12 protein-coding genes are annotated in these 16,978 nt (G+C 59.4%); 11 read left to right on the forward strand and 1 reads right to left on the reverse strand.

What is annotated here, in order from left to right:
- Nucleotides 1-33 precede the first annotated feature (33 nt).
- The gene (gshB, locus tag FO268_RS06640; protein WP_150990944.1) at nt 34-981 is read right to left on the reverse strand and encodes a glutathione synthase; all 948 of its coding nucleotides are present in this window, start codon (nt 979-981) and stop codon (nt 34-36) included.
- Between the two features lie 295 nt (nt 982-1,276).
- Between gshB and pilG the strand changes: the two genes are divergently transcribed.
- The 11 genes from pilG to znuB all read left to right on the forward strand — a co-directional run bounded on the left by pilG (nt 1,277) and on the right by znuB (nt 16,960).
- Nucleotides 1,277-1,669: a twitching motility response regulator PilG gene (pilG, locus tag FO268_RS06645; protein WP_007154228.1), complete on the forward strand. Its 393-nt coding sequence runs from the start codon at nt 1,277-1,279 to the stop codon at nt 1,667-1,669.
- A gap of 32 nt (nt 1,670-1,701) precedes the next feature.
- Entirely contained in the window at nt 1,702-2,064 is a 363-nt protein-coding gene (gene pilH / locus FO268_RS06650) for a twitching motility response regulator PilH (protein WP_011787171.1), read from the forward strand.
- A gap of 20 nt (nt 2,065-2,084) precedes the next feature.
- A complete protein-coding gene (locus FO268_RS06655; protein ID WP_150990946.1) occupies nt 2,085-2,630 on the forward strand; it encodes a chemotaxis protein CheW in 546 nt (181 codons plus the stop codon).
- Nucleotides 2,631-2,721: 91 nt separating this feature from the next.
- Nucleotides 2,722-4,797, forward strand: coding sequence for a methyl-accepting chemotaxis protein (locus FO268_RS06660; RefSeq protein WP_191966871.1), 2,076 nt, complete (start codon nt 2,722-2,724; stop codon nt 4,795-4,797).
- A 27-nt stretch (nt 4,798-4,824) separates the two neighbouring features.
- Nucleotides 4,825-5,724, forward strand: coding sequence for a CheR family methyltransferase (locus FO268_RS06665; protein WP_150990948.1), 900 nt, complete (start codon nt 4,825-4,827; stop codon nt 5,722-5,724).
- Between the two features lie 11 nt (nt 5,725-5,735).
- Complete coding sequence (locus FO268_RS06670) at nt 5,736-13,271, forward strand: Hpt domain-containing protein (RefSeq protein ID WP_150990950.1); 7,536 nt, start codon at nt 5,736-5,738, stop codon at nt 13,269-13,271.
- Nucleotides 13,271-14,323 (forward strand): chemotaxis protein CheB, encoded by a 1,053-nt coding sequence (locus tag FO268_RS06675; RefSeq protein ID WP_150990952.1) that lies wholly within the window; start codon nt 13,271-13,273, stop codon nt 14,321-14,323. Before FO268_RS06670 ends, FO268_RS06675 begins: the two co-directional genes overlap by 1 nt.
- Before the next feature lie 11 nt (nt 14,324-14,334).
- Nucleotides 14,335-14,796 (forward strand): chemotaxis protein CheW, encoded by a 462-nt coding sequence (locus FO268_RS06680; protein ID WP_150990954.1) that lies wholly within the window; start codon nt 14,335-14,337, stop codon nt 14,794-14,796.
- A gap of 86 nt (nt 14,797-14,882) precedes the next feature.
- Nucleotides 14,883-15,374, forward strand: a complete 492-nt coding sequence (locus FO268_RS06685) for a Fur family transcriptional regulator (protein ID WP_150990956.1) — start codon at nt 14,883-14,885, stop codon at nt 15,372-15,374.
- Nucleotides 15,367-16,161: a zinc ABC transporter ATP-binding protein ZnuC gene (gene znuC / locus FO268_RS06690; RefSeq protein WP_150990958.1), complete on the forward strand. Its 795-nt coding sequence runs from the start codon at nt 15,367-15,369 to the stop codon at nt 16,159-16,161. Before FO268_RS06685 ends, znuC begins: the two co-directional genes overlap by 8 nt.
- Nucleotides 16,148-16,960: a zinc ABC transporter permease subunit ZnuB gene (znuB, locus tag FO268_RS06695; protein WP_150991742.1), complete on the forward strand. Its 813-nt coding sequence runs from the start codon at nt 16,148-16,150 to the stop codon at nt 16,958-16,960. Before znuC ends, znuB begins: the two co-directional genes overlap by 14 nt.
- Nucleotides 16,961-16,978: the final 18 nt, after the last annotated feature.

Below are 16,978 nucleotides of genomic sequence, written 5' to 3' on the forward strand. Positions count from 1 at the left end.
AACTTTACCTCGGTTAGGCCCGGCTACGGACCATTATTTAAGACGACGCTCGATGGCATCCAGCAACTGGCTGGAAATATCGATTCCGAATGCGGCATCCAGTTCCCGGATACAGGTGGGGCTGGTTACGTTGATCTCGGTCAGGTAGTCACCAATCACGTCGATACCGACAAAAATGAGCCCTTTGTCCTTGAGTACCGGCGCTACCCGGTCGCAGATCTCCCGGTCACGGGCGGTCAGTTCACGGCCCTCGCCGCGGCCACCGGCAGCCAGGTTTCCGCGATTCTCCCCGTGGGAGGGGATGCGCGCAAGTGCATAGGGAACCGGCTCGCCGTCGATCAGCAAAATGCGCTTGTCACCCTGCTTGATTTCGGGAATGTACTTCTGGGCCATAGCCTGGTGAGCACCGTGGTTGGTCAGAGTCTCGATTATCACTCCGAGATTGTCGTCATTTTCCTTCACGCGGAAAATCGAGCGTCCACCCATGCCATCCACCGGCTTCATGATGACGTCGCCATGCTCGGCATAGAATTCCTTCAGCCGATGGGCGGAACGGGTCACGATCAGCGGCGGGGTGCAGTCTTCGAACTGGGCGGCGAACAGCTTTTCGTTACAGTCGCGTAGCGTGGAGGCCGGATTGACCACCAGAGCGCCCTGTTGCTCGGCAATCTCCAGCATGAACGTGGCCATCAGAAATTCCCGGTCAACCGGTGGGTCCTGCCGCATCAGGATCACGTCCAGGTCACCCAACGCACGATCCTGGCTGCCGCCGAACCGGAACCAGTCTTCCGGGTCCATGTGCACGGTGAGGTCCCGCGTTCGGGCTCGGGCCTGACCACCCTTGAGGTACAGGTCCGGCAACTCCATGTACTCGATTTGCCAGCCCCGCTTCTGGGCGGCCAACAGCATCGCCAGCGAGCTGTCTTTCTTGAAATGGATCTTCTCGATGGGGTCCATCACAATTCCGAGTCGGACTGTCATAATGCCTCGCCAGGTAAAAGGTTGAAAACACGAACCGGTCTGCAGAGCGCTGTTGGTAATAATGCTATGCTGAAAACACAGATGGTATTGTACCCGAGCCGCGAATGCATCCGGAGAAATCCCGTATCAATTACGTGACTTCCGGAGCAGAAGTACATTTGGTCACAAAGTTATACTTTTTATCCGGCCCTCAATACTCTATAAATGAGCGGGATTTATAGAACAACGTTAACGTTTGTGTTAAAACCCCCGGTTGAAAAATAACGACAGTCGCAGAGCGCAAGGCAGTTGGACAATGGATGACAACTTCGAGAATCTGAAGATTATGGTGATCGACGATAGCAAGACCATTCGTCGCACCGCTGAGACCCTCCTCAAGAAGGTCGGTTGCGAAGTCATTACAGCAACAGACGGCTTTGACGCTCTGGCGAAAATTGCCGATTCCCAGCCCAACATCATTTTCGTTGATATCATGATGCCCCGGCTAGACGGTTATCAGACCTGCGCACTCATCAAGAACAATTCCTCTTTCAAAAAGACGCCGGTTATCATGCTCTCCAGTAAAGATGGACTGTTCGACAAGGCCAAAGGCCGAATTGTTGGATCAGACCAGTACCTGACCAAACCGTTCAGCAAGGACGAGCTTCTTAACACCATTCGCCAGTACGTTCCCCAAGCGGAACAGTAAACCTGCTGAAGCAAAGAACTATTGAGGACACCATGGCCCGCATTCTGATTGTTGATGATTCCCCGACCGAGGTTAAAAAAATCTCGACCATTCTGGAAAAGCACAAGCACGAAGTGCTGACGGCCGATAACGGCGCTGACGGCGTTGCCAAGGCCCGTGCCGAAACTCCGGATCTGGTTCTGATGGACGTGGTCATGCCCGGGCTGAACGGCTTCCAGGCAACCCGCCAGCTGACCCGCGCTCCGGAAACTGCCTCTATCCCGGTGGTTATTGTAACCACCAAGGATCAGGAAACTGATCGTGTATGGGGCACTCGTCAGGGCGCCAAGGGCTACCTTGTAAAACCCGTCAACGAAGACGACCTGATCAAAACAATCAACAGCCTGATTGCCTGATCCCCAACCGTGGAGTAAGCATGTCCGCCCAGGCCGCCCCCTTTGCAGTACTGACGGATATCGCCCGACGCAGCCGGTCAATGGCTGCCGGTCTGCCGGAACAACAGGAAGCCGTCGAACTCTGGAACGGGATCGGCTTTGTTCTGGCAGGCGAGCGCTACGTCGCACCGATGGGTGAAGTCACTGAGATCCTACATGTCCCCCGCTATACCCATATACCGGGGGTTCATCAGTTCATGTTGGGCGCCGCCAACGTGCGGGGCCGCCTCCTTCCCCTGGTCGACCTTGCCGGTTTTTTCGAAATCCCCCGCTCTTCCCGCAGCCAGCGTGAGCGCCGGGTGCTGGTTGTGGAACAGGGTGACGTGTTCAGTGGCCTGGTCGTCGACAGTGTCTCGGGCATGCAGTATTTCGCAGTGGACAGCTTCGTGGCATCGCCACAGGATGTGCCTGCAAACGTTCAGCCGTTTGTAAATGGCGGCTACGAGCGTAACGAGGAAGTCTGGAAAGTGTTTTCTGCCGCCGAACTGCTCGGGGACGAACGCTTCCTGGATGTAGCGCAATGGTAAGGGCGGTGACAACGGCAGGAACTCCTTCCCGCCTGCCCAACGCCCGCAGAAACAAACTTGCCAATATTATGAAGAGGCCGGGAGCCAGAAAATGAAAAATAGAGCCGGAAGACTCAGTATGGGACAGGGGGGCAACAAGCTCGTTGCCGGCCTGATTGCCGCACTGATCGCATTGACCGTCCTGCTCGTTGCAGTGCTGTTCATTATCAACAAGGACAGCCAAAACGACCAGGCCTACATCGCCCACGCTTCGGAGCTGCGGGTACTGTCACAGGAAATTGCAAAGAACGCGACGGAAGCAGCGGGCGGTACTCCCTCGGCCTTCGACGCTCTGCGCCGTTCCCGTGACGAATTCGAGCGCCTGTGGGGCTATGTGGTTGATGGCAACCCGGATACCGGCCTGCCCCCGAGCGAGATTGCCCGGGAAAGCGGCGTGCAGGCCACCTGGCAGGAAGTGCGGAACAACGCTGACAGTATCCTGTCCACCCGTGATGCTGTACTCGGCCTCCACGAAGTTGCCCGCACCCTGAACGAAACCATTCCCCAACTCCAGGTGGAATACGACGATATCGTTCAGATCCTGCTTGACAACAACGCACCTGCCGAACAGATCGCCCTGGCCCAGCGCCAGTCACTGCTGGCAGAGCGGATTGTACGGTCGGTCAACAACGTACTGTCCGGTGATGAAGACGCGGTTATCGCCGCTGACCGCTTTGGGCGTGACGCCAGCCTCTTCGGCCGCGTTCTCGACGGCCAGGTTAACGGCAACCCGGCCATGGGCATTTCCCAGGTTAACGACGAAGATGCCATTTACGGCCTCGAAGCCGTTGGTGAACTGTTTGAATTCGTATCCCAGAACGTAGACGCCATCCTTGAAGCCTCTCCCGACCTCTTCAAGGTTCGTACTGCGGCCAGCGATATCTTCTCGAACTCACAGGTTCTGCTCGATGAGATTTCCGTTCTGGCCGAGCGATTTACCGGTCAGGCCGGCTCCCGTTTCATCAGCCCGACTCTTGCCTTCATCATCCTGGCCGCCATGGTGGGTATCGTTGTCATGATCGGTGTGGTTCTGTACCGCGAAGCCCAGGAGCGTCTGGCGACGACCCAGGAGCAGAACGAGCAGAACCAGAACGCGATCCTGCGACTGCTGGACGAACTGGCCGACCTGGCCGATGGTGACCTGACAACCGAGGCAACGGTAACCGAGGACTTCACCGGTGCCATCGCCGATTCCATCAACTACGCGATCGACCAGATGCGCGGACTGGTACAGGCGATTCGTGGTACGGCGGTACGGGTAGCGTCAGCCGCCCAGGAAACCCAGGCCACGGCCATGCACCTGGCGGATGCTTCCGAGCACCAGGCCCAGGAAATTGCCGGCGCCTCTGCAGCGGTCAACGAGATGGCGGTGTCCATCGACCAGGTATCCTCGAACGCTGCTGAATCCTCTGCGGTTGCGGAGCGGTCGGTTGCGATCGCGAAGAAAGGCGCGGAAGTGGTACAGAACACCATCCGCGGCATGGATAACATCCGTGAGCAGATCCAGGAAACCTCCAAACGGATCAAGCGTCTGGGTGAATCTTCCCAGGAAATCGGTGACATCGTATCCCTGATCAACGACATTGCCGACCAGACCAACATCCTGTCCCTGAACGCAGCGATCCAGGCCTCCATGGCCGGTGACGCGGGCCGGGGCTTCGCGGTGGTTGCGGACGAAGTTCAGCGCCTGGCGGAACGTTCCTCTGCGGCAACCAAGCAGATTGAAGCGCTGGTTAAAACGATCCAGTCAGACACCAACGAAGCGGTTATCTCCATGGAGCACACCACCGCCGAGGTGGTCCGTGGTGCACGTCTGGCCCAGGACGCGGGTATCGCCCTCGAGGAAATCGAGAACGTATCCATGTCTCTGGCGGAATTGATCCAGAACATCTCCAACGCTGCACGTCAGCAGTCGTCTTCTGCGGCGCACATTTCCAACACCATGAACGTCATTCAGGAAATCACCTCGCAGACCTCCTCCGGTACCAACGCGACTGCGAAGTCCATCGGTAACCTGGCAGAGATGGCGTCTGAACTGCGGTCCTCTGTTGCGGGCTTCACACTGCCCGAAGAAGAGTCGGCCGACCAGGAAGAAGAGGAAGACAGCGACGTTCCGGTGGTGAGCTGATTATTGCTCCGAGGCTGCTGACAGTTTATGGCTGAAACACGCAACCATCTGTCACCTGCCGACGGCATCTGGTCACTGCGCCGACTCCCCGACATGGACGAGGCGCAGTTCAGCCAGTGGCAGACACTGCTTGAGCACCGTACCGGTATTGCCCTGTCGTCCGGCCGCAAGTCGTTTCTCGAAACCAACCTCGGGATACGCATGCGAGAGATCGGATGCAGCAGTTACCAGGCCTACTACGAGCAGATCGTATCCGGCCCGGATGCCGTTATGGAGTGGTCCACCCTGGTGGACCGGCTGACGGTGCAGGAAACCCGGTTTTTCCGGGATCCGGATGCCTTCAGGCTGGTGTCTGACTATGTGCTTACCCGGCCTCGCGAGGCGCTGAAGAAGCGCCCCCTGGAGGCCTGGAGTGTAGGTTGCTCCACCGGCGAGGAACCTTACACGCTGGCGATGCTACTGAATGAGTGTATGGAAGGGTTGTCGCTGCAGCCATTGTTCGGGGTAACCGGCTCTGACATCAGCAAACCAGCCATCGACAAGGCCCAGTCCGGCCTGTTCAGCGCACGCAAGCTGATGGGAATGGACGAGGCCATGAAGGCCAGGTACTTCCGGCCGGCAGAGCGGAACAACGTTGAAATTGTAAAAAGCATCCGGGAGCGGGTGTGTTTCACAAGGCTGAATGTGCTGGATCTGAAACACGCTCCCATGCACGGAATGAACATTATCTTCTGCCAGAATCTGCTGATTTATTTCCGGCGCTGGCGCCGGCGGGAAATCGTAAAACGGCTTGCAGAGCGGCTGGCGCCCGGGGGGTTGCTGGTCCTGGGCCAGGGAGAGCTGACCGACTGGCAGCCCCCTGGCTTACAGAGGGTACCCTCGGAACATGTGCTGGCGTGGATCAAACGCCAGACTGACGAAGAATAACCGGAGTGGTTATGGGCAATCACCATGACAGCATCGCCCTGGACTGGGTTCGTGGCGAAATACAGGACACGTTGACCCAGGGTCAGCAGGCACTGGAAGCGTATGTCGAGAATCGTGACGACACTGCGCGCCTGCGCTTCTGCCTGAACTATCTCCACCAGGTTCACGGTACTCTGCAGATGGTTGAGCTTTATGGCGCAGCCCTGCTGACCGAGGAAATGGAGAAGCTCACCCAGGCCGTCCTGAACGAAACCGTCGCCAGCGTGGACGATGCGGTGGAAGTATTGATGCAGGCTATCCTGCAGCTTCCCCAGTACCTGGAACACCTTGCCAGCAGCAAGGATGATTTTCCAATGGTACTGCTGCCGCTGCTGAATGATCTCCGGGCTGCCCGGGGCGAATCTCTGCTTTCCGACACCTCGCTGTTCAAACCCGATCTGGCGCCCTCGAAGATTGCCGCAGCGGCCAATGTCTCCCAGCGCCTGCAGGACCCGAAAGTTCTCGGCCATATCCGCAAGCTTCGCCAGATGTATCAGTTCGCCCTCGCCGGCGTGGTCCGCGAGGCCGACCTGGACGCTCATTTCGATTACATGCAGAAGGTTATCCAGCGGCTGATCCGTTTGTGCCAGAAAACCCCCCGGGGTCAGCTCTGGAAAGCCGCGGGCGCCTTCGTTGAAACCCTTCAGGAGCACGTCAACCCGGTCAATACCGCCGTCAAGGCGCTGTTGCGTGAACTGGACGCGGAAATCCGGCGCCTGACCGACGAGCATGTGGATATCCTGCAGCAGCAGGTACCGGAAGCGCTGCTCAAGCACCTGCTGTATTACGTCGCCCGGGCCCGGGAACTGAACACCCCGCTGGTACAGGAACTGCGCGACAATTACCGGCTGGAGCACGCCCTGCCCTCTGATGATGACGTTGACGCCGCCAAGACCCGGGTGTCCGGCCCTGGCCGAGATGCCATTCACTCGGTGGTCAGCGCCCTGAACGAAGAGCTGGCCAAGCTCAAGGATCAGCTGGATCTGTTCGTACGGTCAGAGCTACGCCAGAACGACGAACTCGAAGAGCTTTTGCCCGGCCTGCGCCAGGTGGCCAATACTCTGGCAGTGCTGGGCCTTGGGATACCCCGGAAGGTCGTTACCGAACAGCTTGAACTGGTGGAAAAGTTGTCCACGCAGTCTGAAGCAGTCGATGACGGTACCCTGATGGATATCGCCGGTGCCCTGCTGTATGTCGAAGCCAGCCTGGCCGGTCTCGACAGCGACCGACAATCCGAGAGCAGCCGTGCTGACGACGACCAGCAATCCGTTAATATGGGCTCGCGGGAACTGGGTGAAGCCAGTGGTGCCCTGCTGAGGGAGTCACGCAACACCCTCGAACAGGTCAAGACCGCCATCGTCAATTTCATTGCCTCGCAATGGGAAACCGGCGAAATCGAGCACGTCCCCGGCTTGCTCCACAGCATTCGCGGTGGCCTGAGCCTGATTCCCCTGGACCGTGTTGCCGATATGCTGGCATCGGCCGAGCGCTACATCACCGATGTCCTGCTTGGCGGTAGACAGGTTCCTGACTGGAAGCAACTGGACACCCTGGCTGACGCCATCACCAGCATCGAATATTACCTCGAGCGGCTTGCTGATGGCATCGAGGACAACGACAGTGTTCTCAGCGTGGCCGAAGCCAGCCTTACCTCCCTTGGCTTCCCCGTTGGCCAGGAGCCCACCTGGAGGCATCCGTCGGAAGAAGAGGTACCGGTGGTCGAGCCCGAAACGCGTGCAGCGTCAGGCTCAGGTGATGCCAAAGGTTCCGACGAAGAACTGCTCGATGACGAGATACTCGGGATCTTTGTCGAAGAAGCTGAAGAAGTCCTCGAAACCATCAATGAGTTCTATCCTCGCCTGCGCCAGAATCACGACGACCGCGAGGCATTGACCGAAGTTCGCCGTGCCTTCCATACCCTCAAAGGCAGCGGCCGGCTTGTAGGCGCGACCAGTATTGGTGAGCTGGCCTGGTCGGTGGAGAATCTTCTGAACCGGGTGATTGACCAGACGCTTCGCCCCAACGACGACATGTTCAGCCTGATCGACGACGTTAACGGGCGGATTCCGGCACTGATCAATGATTTCCGCAGTGGCCAGGCAGATGGTGACGTGGCAGAGCTTATCGAGCGTGCGGAAGCCATGTCCACCACCCGCAAAACCGACGGTGACAGCGCTGCCTCAGAGCCCGCAGCAGAAGCCGACAGCAGTGCCTCCGAAGTGGAAGCGCCTGCAGAGGGAGCGGCGGAAACACCGACTGCCCCGGAGCCATCCGCTTCCGAAGAAAACGCTGAAGACGACCTCATCGACGACGAAATTCTCGAGATCTTTATCGAGGAAGCCGGTGAAGTTCTGGACACGATCAGGGAATTCCTGCCAATGCTGCTACGGCAGCACGATGACCGTACCGCGCTGTCGGAAGTCCGACGGGCGTTCCATACCCTGAAGGGCAGTGGACGTATGGTTGGCGCGCTGGTGGTTGGCGAACTGGCGTGGTCTGTCGAGAACATGCTGAACCGCGTGATCGACGGCAGCATCTTCATGAACGACGACATAGCAAACCTGCTGGACGAAGTGACGGCCGTTCTTCCGGAACTGGTTGAAGACTTCGAGAAGCGGCGAGCGCCGTCCCGCGACACGTCGGTGCTGGAAGCCCGTGCCAAGGCCCTTGCCAACGGCGAAATTCCCGATACCAGCACCATGCCGCCCTCAGAGCCGCAAGCTACTGCTGACGGGGAATCCCCGGCGGAGGCGCTGCAGACTGAAGACGACGAAGATACCGCTGTCGATCCGGTACTGCTGGACATCTTCGAAAGTGAGACCGAGACCCACCTGCAAACCCTGCAGGACTTCCTCCGTGCCGCTGGTGACAAGGCCAGTGTTGCCTATACCGATGATCTTTCCCGCGCCCTTCATACCCTGAAAGGGAGCGCACATACAGCGGGTATCGGCCCGATCGCCGCTGTAATTACTCCGCTGGAACGATTTATAAAAGAATCCCGCGCCCAGAACAGGCGGGCAGATCAGGAGGTTGTCGGTCTGATTGGCGACGCCTGTGATTTCCTGACCCAGGGCCTGAGCCAGATCCGGGAGAACCCACAGGGAGACCTCCCCGGCACCGACAACTTCCTGGAAAGGCTGGAGCAGGTCAGCAATGCCACATTGCGCAGCGCCCGTTCCCGTGATGATGAACAGGAAGACGACAACCGGCCGCATCTGGTTCAGCTATTCCTCAACGAAGGCCTGGACATTCTGCTGGATGCCGACCGGATTCTTGACGTATGGGCGGAAAACCCCGAACAGACCTCTGCACTGGATACTCTGCGCAGGGAATTGCAACAGCTGACTGACGGTGCGCAACAGGCCGATCTGACCGACGTTGCCGACCTCTCGGGAGCGCTGACAAACGTTTACGAGCGCGCAGCAAGGCCCGGGTTCCAGCCGGACCCGTACTTCTTCGATACCATCCGCGCCGGTCACGAACACCTGATCAACATGATGGATCAAGTGGCTGCAGGGTTGGCCACGGAGAACGGTGACGAACTGATTGCCGGCCTGGACGCACTCGCCGTAGATGCCTCCGAAGAAACTCCGGATGAGACCCCGGATGCCTTTGAGCAGGAATTCACCGGTGATCTGGAGGAAATCGACCGTAGCTTTGATCTTGAGGCCGAGGAAACCCCGGAAGAAAGTGCTGAACTGCCACCGCTGGCGGAGACCGATGAAGAGATGGATCAGGAACTGGCGGAGATTTTCCTGGAGGAAGCCCGCGACCTGATCGACAGCACCGCCGACGCCCTGCAGAGCTGGAGCGACAATACCGGCAACCTTGATCTGCTACGCCTGCTACAACGGGACCTGCACACCCTGAAAGGTGGCGCCCGTCTTGCCGACATCCCACCGGTTGGTGACCTGTCCCACGAGCTGGAAAACCTGTTCGAGGGCCTGACAGAGCAGCGACTTGCGGTTACCGGTGAACTGTCCGATCTGCTGTTCCGTTGCCACGACCGTTTGGCGGGCATGGTGGATGCCCTGGAACAGAATGAACCACCCCGGCCGGCACCGGACCTCATCAGTGAAATCCACGCCTACATGGACAGCGCCACTGGCTCTCGCCCGGTGACGGACGTGAACCACGATGATGCCGAAACCGGAGAGGATGAAACCATCCCTCTGGCTGACCTGGAAGAGCATGATAGTCCGGCACCGGAAATTTCAGCGGAGACCCCGGAAGAGGCTCCAGACGATGCTCCGGAAGAGGAACACGCTACCGATCTCTCCCATCTCGACCCGGAGCTGATCGGCATCTTCCTGGAGGAAGCCTACGACCTGATCAACTCTACCGGCAGCGCTCTGCATACCTGGAGTGAAGACCCCTCCAACCGCGAAGTGGCAGCGGAGCTTCAGCGTGATGTGCATACCCTCAAGGGCGGCGCACGCATGGCCGGTGTTGACGCCATTGGCGACCTGACCCATGTGCTGGAAGATCTGTTCGAGAAAGTGGCAGAGGGCCAGCTCAGTGCCAGCGACGACATGAACGACCTGCTGTTCGCCTGTCACGACCGGCTTGCGCAGATGGTTGAACAGGTGGCGACACAAAAGCCCTGTCCGCCGGCCACGGAACTGGTTGCCCGGGTACAGGCCATCCTCTCTGGCAAGCCAATGCCTGCTGCAGAGCCTGACGAGCCGACCGAAGAACCGGAAGAAACCGACGCGCAGCACACCTCCCTCGCCGAGACCATTCCAGAGGCCTCCGATGACGATCTGGTAGGCATCTTCCTTGATGAAGGCCTTGAGATTCACGAGGCCATCGGCGAATGTCTGGCCCAGTGGAAGGACGAGCCGGAAGAGCTTGTCGGCGTGACCCAGCTTCAACAGGAACTGCATACCCTCAAGGGTGGCGCGCGCCTGTCCGATGTTGACCCCATTGCCGATCTGGCCGAAGCCTGGTCAGACGCCCTCGACCCGTTGATTGCCGGTGCCAGCAATCAGTCCAGCCTGCTGGAGCTTAGCGAGAAAGCCCACGGTTCCTTGCGAAACATGCTCGCCAGCCTGGAAGACGGCTCCAAACCGGCTGCTGACACCGCCCTCGTGGGCGCATTGAAAGATGCCCACAAGGCCTCCGGCGACGAGCTGGGCGACTCAGCTGCAGCTGCCGAAGCCGCCAGCGAAGAAGAGGCCGTTGATGCCGAAGTGCTGGAAATCTTCCTGGAAGAAGCCGGCGAGATTCTTGACCAGCTGGAACAGTTACTGGACGACTGGCGAAAAGATCCGGCCAACCACCATTTCAACCAGGAGGCCCAGCGTGCCCTGCACACCCTCAAAGGTGGCGCAAGACTGTCGCAACTCGGCGAGCTGGGTGACAAGGCCCATGGCCTGGAAACACGACTGATAGACCTGGGTGGCAACACCCCGGGCGAAGAAGCCTGGCTGGCCATTACGGAAGACCACGATGCCATCGTGTCGTTGATTGCCGATATCCGTAAACGGTTCGAAAGCACCGGCGCAGTTCCGGAACCCGCCAAGCCGCAGGCCGAAGAAGACGAAGCACCCGAAGCGCCAGAGCCGGTCGCTGAAAAACCTGTTGAACCCGAAAAACCGGTAGCACCAGCGCCCAAGCCCAACAAGGGGCCATCCAAGGCGCCGGCAAAGGCGGGCGCCGCCCAGCGTGCACCCCAGGAGACCATCCGGGTATCCGCACCACTGCTGGACGAACTGGTTAACCTGGCGGGTGAAACCAGTATTACCCGTGGCCGCCTGGAACAGCAGACCAGCGACTTCAGCCACAACCTGGACGAAATGGCCGCCACCATCGAGCGTCTGCGTGAACAGCTGCGCCGGATGGAAATTGAGACCGAGACCCAGATCCTGTTCCGCGCGGAGAAGGAACACGGCCCGGATTACGGCGACGACTTCGACCCCCTGGAGATGGACCGCTATTCCGCCATCCAGCAGCTCTCGCGGGCCCTGACGGAATCATCCTCTGACCTTGCGGACCTGCGGGAAACCCTGTCCGATCGGGTACGGGACACCGAGACCCTGCTGGTACAGCAGTCGCGGATCAACACGGAACTCCAGGAAGGTCTGATGAAGACCCGAATGATTCCATTTTCCTCCATGGTGCCCAGGCTGCGCCGTATCGTTCGCCAGATCAGTGGTGAACTCAGCAAAAAGGTCGAATTTGATGTCCGTAACCCGGAAGGGGAAATGGACCGCAATATCCTTGAACGCATGATTGCGCCGCTGGAACACATGCTGCGTAACGCGCTGGACCACGGTATCGAGACACCGGCAGACCGGAAGAAAGCGGGCAAGCCGGAAACCGGTGAGGTTACCCTGTCGCTGACCCGTGAAGGCGGCGACGTGGTACTGCGAATGATCGACGATGGCGCCGGCATTCCCGCCCAGGTCATTCGTGACAAGGCTATCCGCCAGGGCATGATGTCAGCGGACGAAGACCTCAGCGAGCGCGAAGTCCTGCAGTTCATCCTGCAGCCGGGCTTCTCCACCGCCCAGCAGGTTACCCAGATTTCGGGCCGTGGCGTGGGCATGGATGTGGTTGCCAGCGAGATCAAACAGCTTGGTGGTAGCCTGGACATCGACTCTACTGTCGGCAAGGGCACCGTCTTCACCGTTCGCCTGCCGTTCACGGTTTCCGTCAACCGGGCCTTGATGGTCTCCACCGGTGAGGATTTCTACGCCATCCCGCTGAACACCATCGAAGGTATCGTGCGGGTCAGCACCTACGAGCTTGAGGAATACTACAAGCCGGAAGCGCCCCTGTATGAATACGCCGGCCAGCAGTACCGCCTGCAGTACCTGGGCAGCCTGCTCAACAGCGACCACCACCCCAAACTGCAGGGCCAGGCCCTGCCACTGCCGGTCATCCTGGTGCGTGGCGCCGAGCAGCCCATGGCGTTGCAGGTTGACAGCCTGATGGGTAGCCGCGAAATCGTGGTCAAGTCCCTGGGCCCGCAGTTCAGTACCGTACGGGGTGTCTCCGGTGCCACCATTCTTGGTGACGGTAACGTGGTGGTGATCCTTGACCTGCCGGCGATGATCCGTTCCGACATTCTCTCCGAGCGCCAGCGCATCGCCAACCTCGAGAAAGCCAAGGAAGCCTCACGCCGCGTGGAGCAGTCCACCGTGGTTATGGTGGTGGACGACTCGGTCACGGTACGAAAGGTCACCTCGCGCCTGCTGGAGCGGAATGGCATGGAAGTCATCACCGCCAAAGACGGCCTGGATGCGGTGGCACAGCTGCAGGATCACAAACCCGACATTATCCTGCTGGACATCGAAATGCCCCGCATGGACGGATTCGAAGTGGCCAGCTTTGTGCGCCATGACGAAAATCTCAAGGAGACGCCGATCTGCATGATCACCTCCCGTACCGGTGAAAAACACCGTGAACGGGCGCTGGCCATAGGTGTCAACGAATACCTCGGCAAGCCTTTCCAGGAAACCGAGCTGCTAGACACCATCGCGCGGCTGACCGGGAATCAGTGATGACCGGCCAGCCAGGACGGCCAGCGGTCGGTATCGTCTCGGATATCGTGCTGCAGCGACACCGGCTGCAGGAAGCCACGTCCAGGTTCGGCCTGGACGTTTGCTTTTCCGGAGACCCGGCCCGCCTCCAGAATTACCCGGATTTCCCCGATGCCAACCTTTGGTTGGTTACCCTGGAAGACGAAGCAGATCACCCGGTCCTGTTTGATCACCTGCTGGAAAACACCGAAGCGCCAGTCCTGTTTGGTCTGGACCCGGCCCCGAAGCCCGGCAGTACCGACTATTTTCGCTGGGAACGGCGGTTGCTGGACAAGCTGGAGCAGTCCCTCGGACATATCGAGCAACTGGATTCCGCCGCCGCTATTGAGGAACTGGCCAACGAAAAGCCGCAAGCGGCCACCTCCCCCACGCTCCCCCGATGGATTCCACCTGCCTCAGCAGACCTGCCTGCCGAAGAGATCTGGATTCTGGGCGCGTCACTCGGGGGCCCGGCAGCGGTTAAAACCTTTCTCGACAACCTTCCGCCCGGCTTACCGGTGGGTTTTGTCTACGCCCAGCATATCGATAACAACTTTACCGAGGTGCTCACCCGTGTGCTGGGGCGGCACGCTCACTACCAGCTGAAACCTGCCGAAAACGGCTACCGCATCCATAACGGTGACGTTATCCTGATGCCGGTTGAGCACGAATGGACCCTGGATGACAGCGGCGCACTCATGCAGCGGGACACGCCCTGGCCAGGGCCTTACGGCCCGTCCATTGACCAGGTGCTGCTGAATATCGGGGACCATTACGGTGCCCGTTGCCACGCCATCGTGTTTTCCGGCATGGGCAATGACGGCGCCATTGCTGCGCCCTTGCTGAAGGCTTATGGTAGCCGCATCTGGGTGCAGGAAAGCGGCAGTTGTGGCAACAGCTCGATGCCCGATTCTGTGGCAGCCACCGGCTGTTCCGTGTTCTGCGGCACGCCGGAACAGCTGGCCCGAGAACTCGTCAAAACGATTGAAGAATCCTGCCTGCTCAAGGGCCGGCAAAAACGGGATTCCGCCTGAGGAAATGAGTAATGAACGACAACAGCCAAACCCTGCCCTGCGTAATGATTCCCATGAGCGGAAAACAACTGCTGTTACCGAACGTTTCGATAGCGGAAGTCGTGGATTTTGCCAGTTCGGACCCGGCCCCCAACACTCCCGAATGGCTGGTCGGTGAACTGGACTGGCGCGGCCTGAATCTGCCGGTTATTTCCTATGATGCCGCCAATGGGGGCAAGCTCACGGTTCCCGGCGGCAACCGGGGCCGCATTGTGGTACTGAACACCATAGGTGACCACCACAATTCGGTGCCCTTTATGGCGCTGGTCACCCAGGGTATCCCCAGCCAGACCCGCCTGACCGAAGAGCAGGTCAAAAAAATTGATGGTGAAACCGGCCCTGCCGACCTGATGGTGGTGGAGGTCGAAGGCGAAACCGCCATTATTCCGGACCTTGGCTACCTTGAGTCCCTCGCGCTGGAAGCCTCTCGCTAGGCAAACCACCACGTCGACAGTCAACGCAGACGTGGCACTGTTTTTTGCTAATGTTATAATGTTGCAAATTCCGCAGGACAGTGCCCATGTCATCCAGCGCTCTTCCCTATCGCCCCCACAATCACCAGGCCTGTGTTGCTCAGGCACTGGCGGATGCCAGAACCATCTGCCAGCAGCATAATGCCCGCCTGACACCAACCCGCGAGCGGGTATTGGAGCTGATCTGGCAGTCCCACAAGCCTCTGGGTGCCTATGACGTTCTCGCTGTGCTGGCAGAAGATGGCCACAATGCCGCGCCCCCCACTGTTTACCGGGCCCTCGACTTCTTGCAGCAATACGGGCTGGTGCATCGTATAGCCTCGCTCAATGCGTTCACAGGCTGTACCCATGCCGGCAAGAGCCACAATGGCATGTTCCTGATCTGCCGCTCCTGCGGGAACGTTCTGGAACTGACAGCTCCCGCGGTGTCCAGTGCTCTCCATAGGGCAGCGGCGGAAGAGTCCTTCCGCCCGGAGGATGTGACCATTGAGGTGTCTGGCTACTGCCCACGCTGTGCTTCGGATGACGCCCATGGCTGAGGCGCTGGTAGAGCTCCGACGGGTGACCGTCAACTTTGACGGCCGCCCCGTGGTGGACCACGTGGACCTGCGCGTCCAACGGGGAGATATCATCACCATTATCGGCCCTAACGGGGCCGGCAAGACCACACTGATCAAGGCCATCCTGGGTATTCAGCCAATCTCCGATGGTGCCCTGACCATGGCTCCGGGACTTACCATCGGTTACGTGCCCCAGCACCTGACCCTGGAGACGACGTTACCGCTCAGTGTAAAACGTTTCATGCTGCTCAGTGGTCGCTCCCTCCAGGAATGCCGGGAAGCACTGGACACGACGGGCGTGGCTCACCTGCTTGATGCCTCGGTACACCACCTGTCCGGAGGCGAGAAACAGCGGCTCCTACTGGCCCGGGCACTGGCCCGCAGGCCGGACCTGCTGGTGCTTGACGAACCTGCCCAGGGCGTGGATATAAACGGCCAGGCCGCCCTTTATGACCTGATCAGAAGCCTGAGGGATGAGCTGCACTGCGGCGTGATCATGATATCCCACGATTTGCACCTGGTCATGGCGGCCACTGACAAGGTTATCTGCCTCAATCAGCACGTGTGCTGCAGCGGGTACCCTGCAGATATCTCCCACGACCCGGCCTTCATCGAAACCTTCGGGCGCCCGGTTGCGGAAAGCCTGGCGGTATACCATCACCGCCACAACCACAGCCACGATCTCCATGGCGATGTAGTGTCCGGTGAGGAAGGTGCCCACAGCGAGGATGACGATCACAGAGGGTGCTCCCATGTCCATCATTGACGCCATCCTCGGGGACTTTTTCTGGCGGGCACTGATTGGTGGCCTTGGCGTAGCCCTTGTGGCAGGGCCTTTGGGCTGTTTCGTGGTGTGGCGGCGCATGGCCTATTTCGGCGATACCCTGGCCCACTCGGCGCTGCTGGGCATTGCCCTGAGTTTCCTGATCAGTGTTCCCATCAACCTGGGGGTGATCATCACCTGCGTGGTGCTGGCCGTGGCCCTGGTCCTGTTTTCTCGCAGCAAGACACTGGCCACTGACACCCTGCTGGGGATACTGGCTCACAGTGCGCTGGCCATTGGCCTGGTGACACTCAGTTTCATGCCTGACATCCGGATTGACCTGACGGGCCTGCTTTTCGGTGACCTGCTCGCGATGAGCCGCCATGACCTGATCTGGATCTATGGCGGGGCCGCGGTGATTCTGGGGTTGCTGACCATGCTGTGGCGAGGCCTGTTGATGAGCACCATCCATGAGGAGTTGGCGCGAGTGGAAGGCGTGCCGGTCGAGCGCCTGCGGCTGGCGTTGATGTTGATGTTTTCAATCGTGATTGCCGTGGCCATGAAGATCGTCGGGGTACTGTTGATCACCGCCCTGCTGATTATCCCTGCGGCTACTGCCCGCCGCCTGGCGCACAATCCGGAGCACATGGTGGGGCTGGCCATCGTATTCGGTTTCGTTGCCGTCAGCGGGGGGCTAACACTGTCCTGGCATCTGGATACCCCCGCCGGCCCCTCTGTGGTGGTCACTGCCTTTTCTGTTTTTCTGTTGGTGTATGGCTCGGCACGCCAGAGTCAGTCCTGACACGGGGTAATGCAGGTA

This window comes from Marinobacter denitrificans (genome assembly GCF_008795955.1).
Classification (GTDB): domain Bacteria; phylum Pseudomonadota; class Gammaproteobacteria; order Pseudomonadales; family Oleiphilaceae; genus Marinobacter; species Marinobacter denitrificans.

What these genes read in the sequence shown, in the direction of transcription:
- FO268_RS06665 (WP_150990948.1), top strand. Translation starts at nt 4,825, where the DNA reads ATGGCTGAAACACGCAACCATCTGTCACCTGCCGACGGCATCTGGTCA.
- pilG (WP_007154228.1), top strand. Translation starts at nt 1,277, where the DNA reads ATGGATGACAACTTCGAGAATCTGAAGATTATGGTGATCGACGATAGC.
- FO268_RS06655 (WP_150990946.1), top strand. Translation starts at nt 2,085, where the DNA reads ATGTCCGCCCAGGCCGCCCCCTTTGCAGTACTGACGGATATCGCCCGA.
- znuB (WP_150991742.1), top strand. Translation starts at nt 16,148, where the DNA reads ATGTCCATCATTGACGCCATCCTCGGGGACTTTTTCTGGCGGGCACTG.
- znuC (WP_150990958.1), top strand. Translation starts at nt 15,367, where the DNA reads ATGGCTGAGGCGCTGGTAGAGCTCCGACGGGTGACCGTCAACTTTGAC.
- FO268_RS06680 (WP_150990954.1), top strand. Translation starts at nt 14,335, where the DNA reads ATGAACGACAACAGCCAAACCCTGCCCTGCGTAATGATTCCCATGAGC.
- gshB (WP_150990944.1), bottom strand. Translation starts at nt 981, where the DNA reads ATGACAGTCCGACTCGGAATTGTGATGGACCCCATCGAGAAGATCCAT.
- FO268_RS06685 (WP_150990956.1), top strand. Translation starts at nt 14,883, where the DNA reads ATGTCATCCAGCGCTCTTCCCTATCGCCCCCACAATCACCAGGCCTGT.
- FO268_RS06660 (WP_191966871.1), top strand. Translation starts at nt 2,722, where the DNA reads ATGAAAAATAGAGCCGGAAGACTCAGTATGGGACAGGGGGGCAACAAG.
- FO268_RS06670 (WP_150990950.1), top strand. Translation starts at nt 5,736, where the DNA reads ATGGGCAATCACCATGACAGCATCGCCCTGGACTGGGTTCGTGGCGAA.
- FO268_RS06675 (WP_150990952.1), top strand. Translation starts at nt 13,271, where the DNA reads ATGACCGGCCAGCCAGGACGGCCAGCGGTCGGTATCGTCTCGGATATC.
- pilH (WP_011787171.1), top strand. Translation starts at nt 1,702, where the DNA reads ATGGCCCGCATTCTGATTGTTGATGATTCCCCGACCGAGGTTAAAAAA.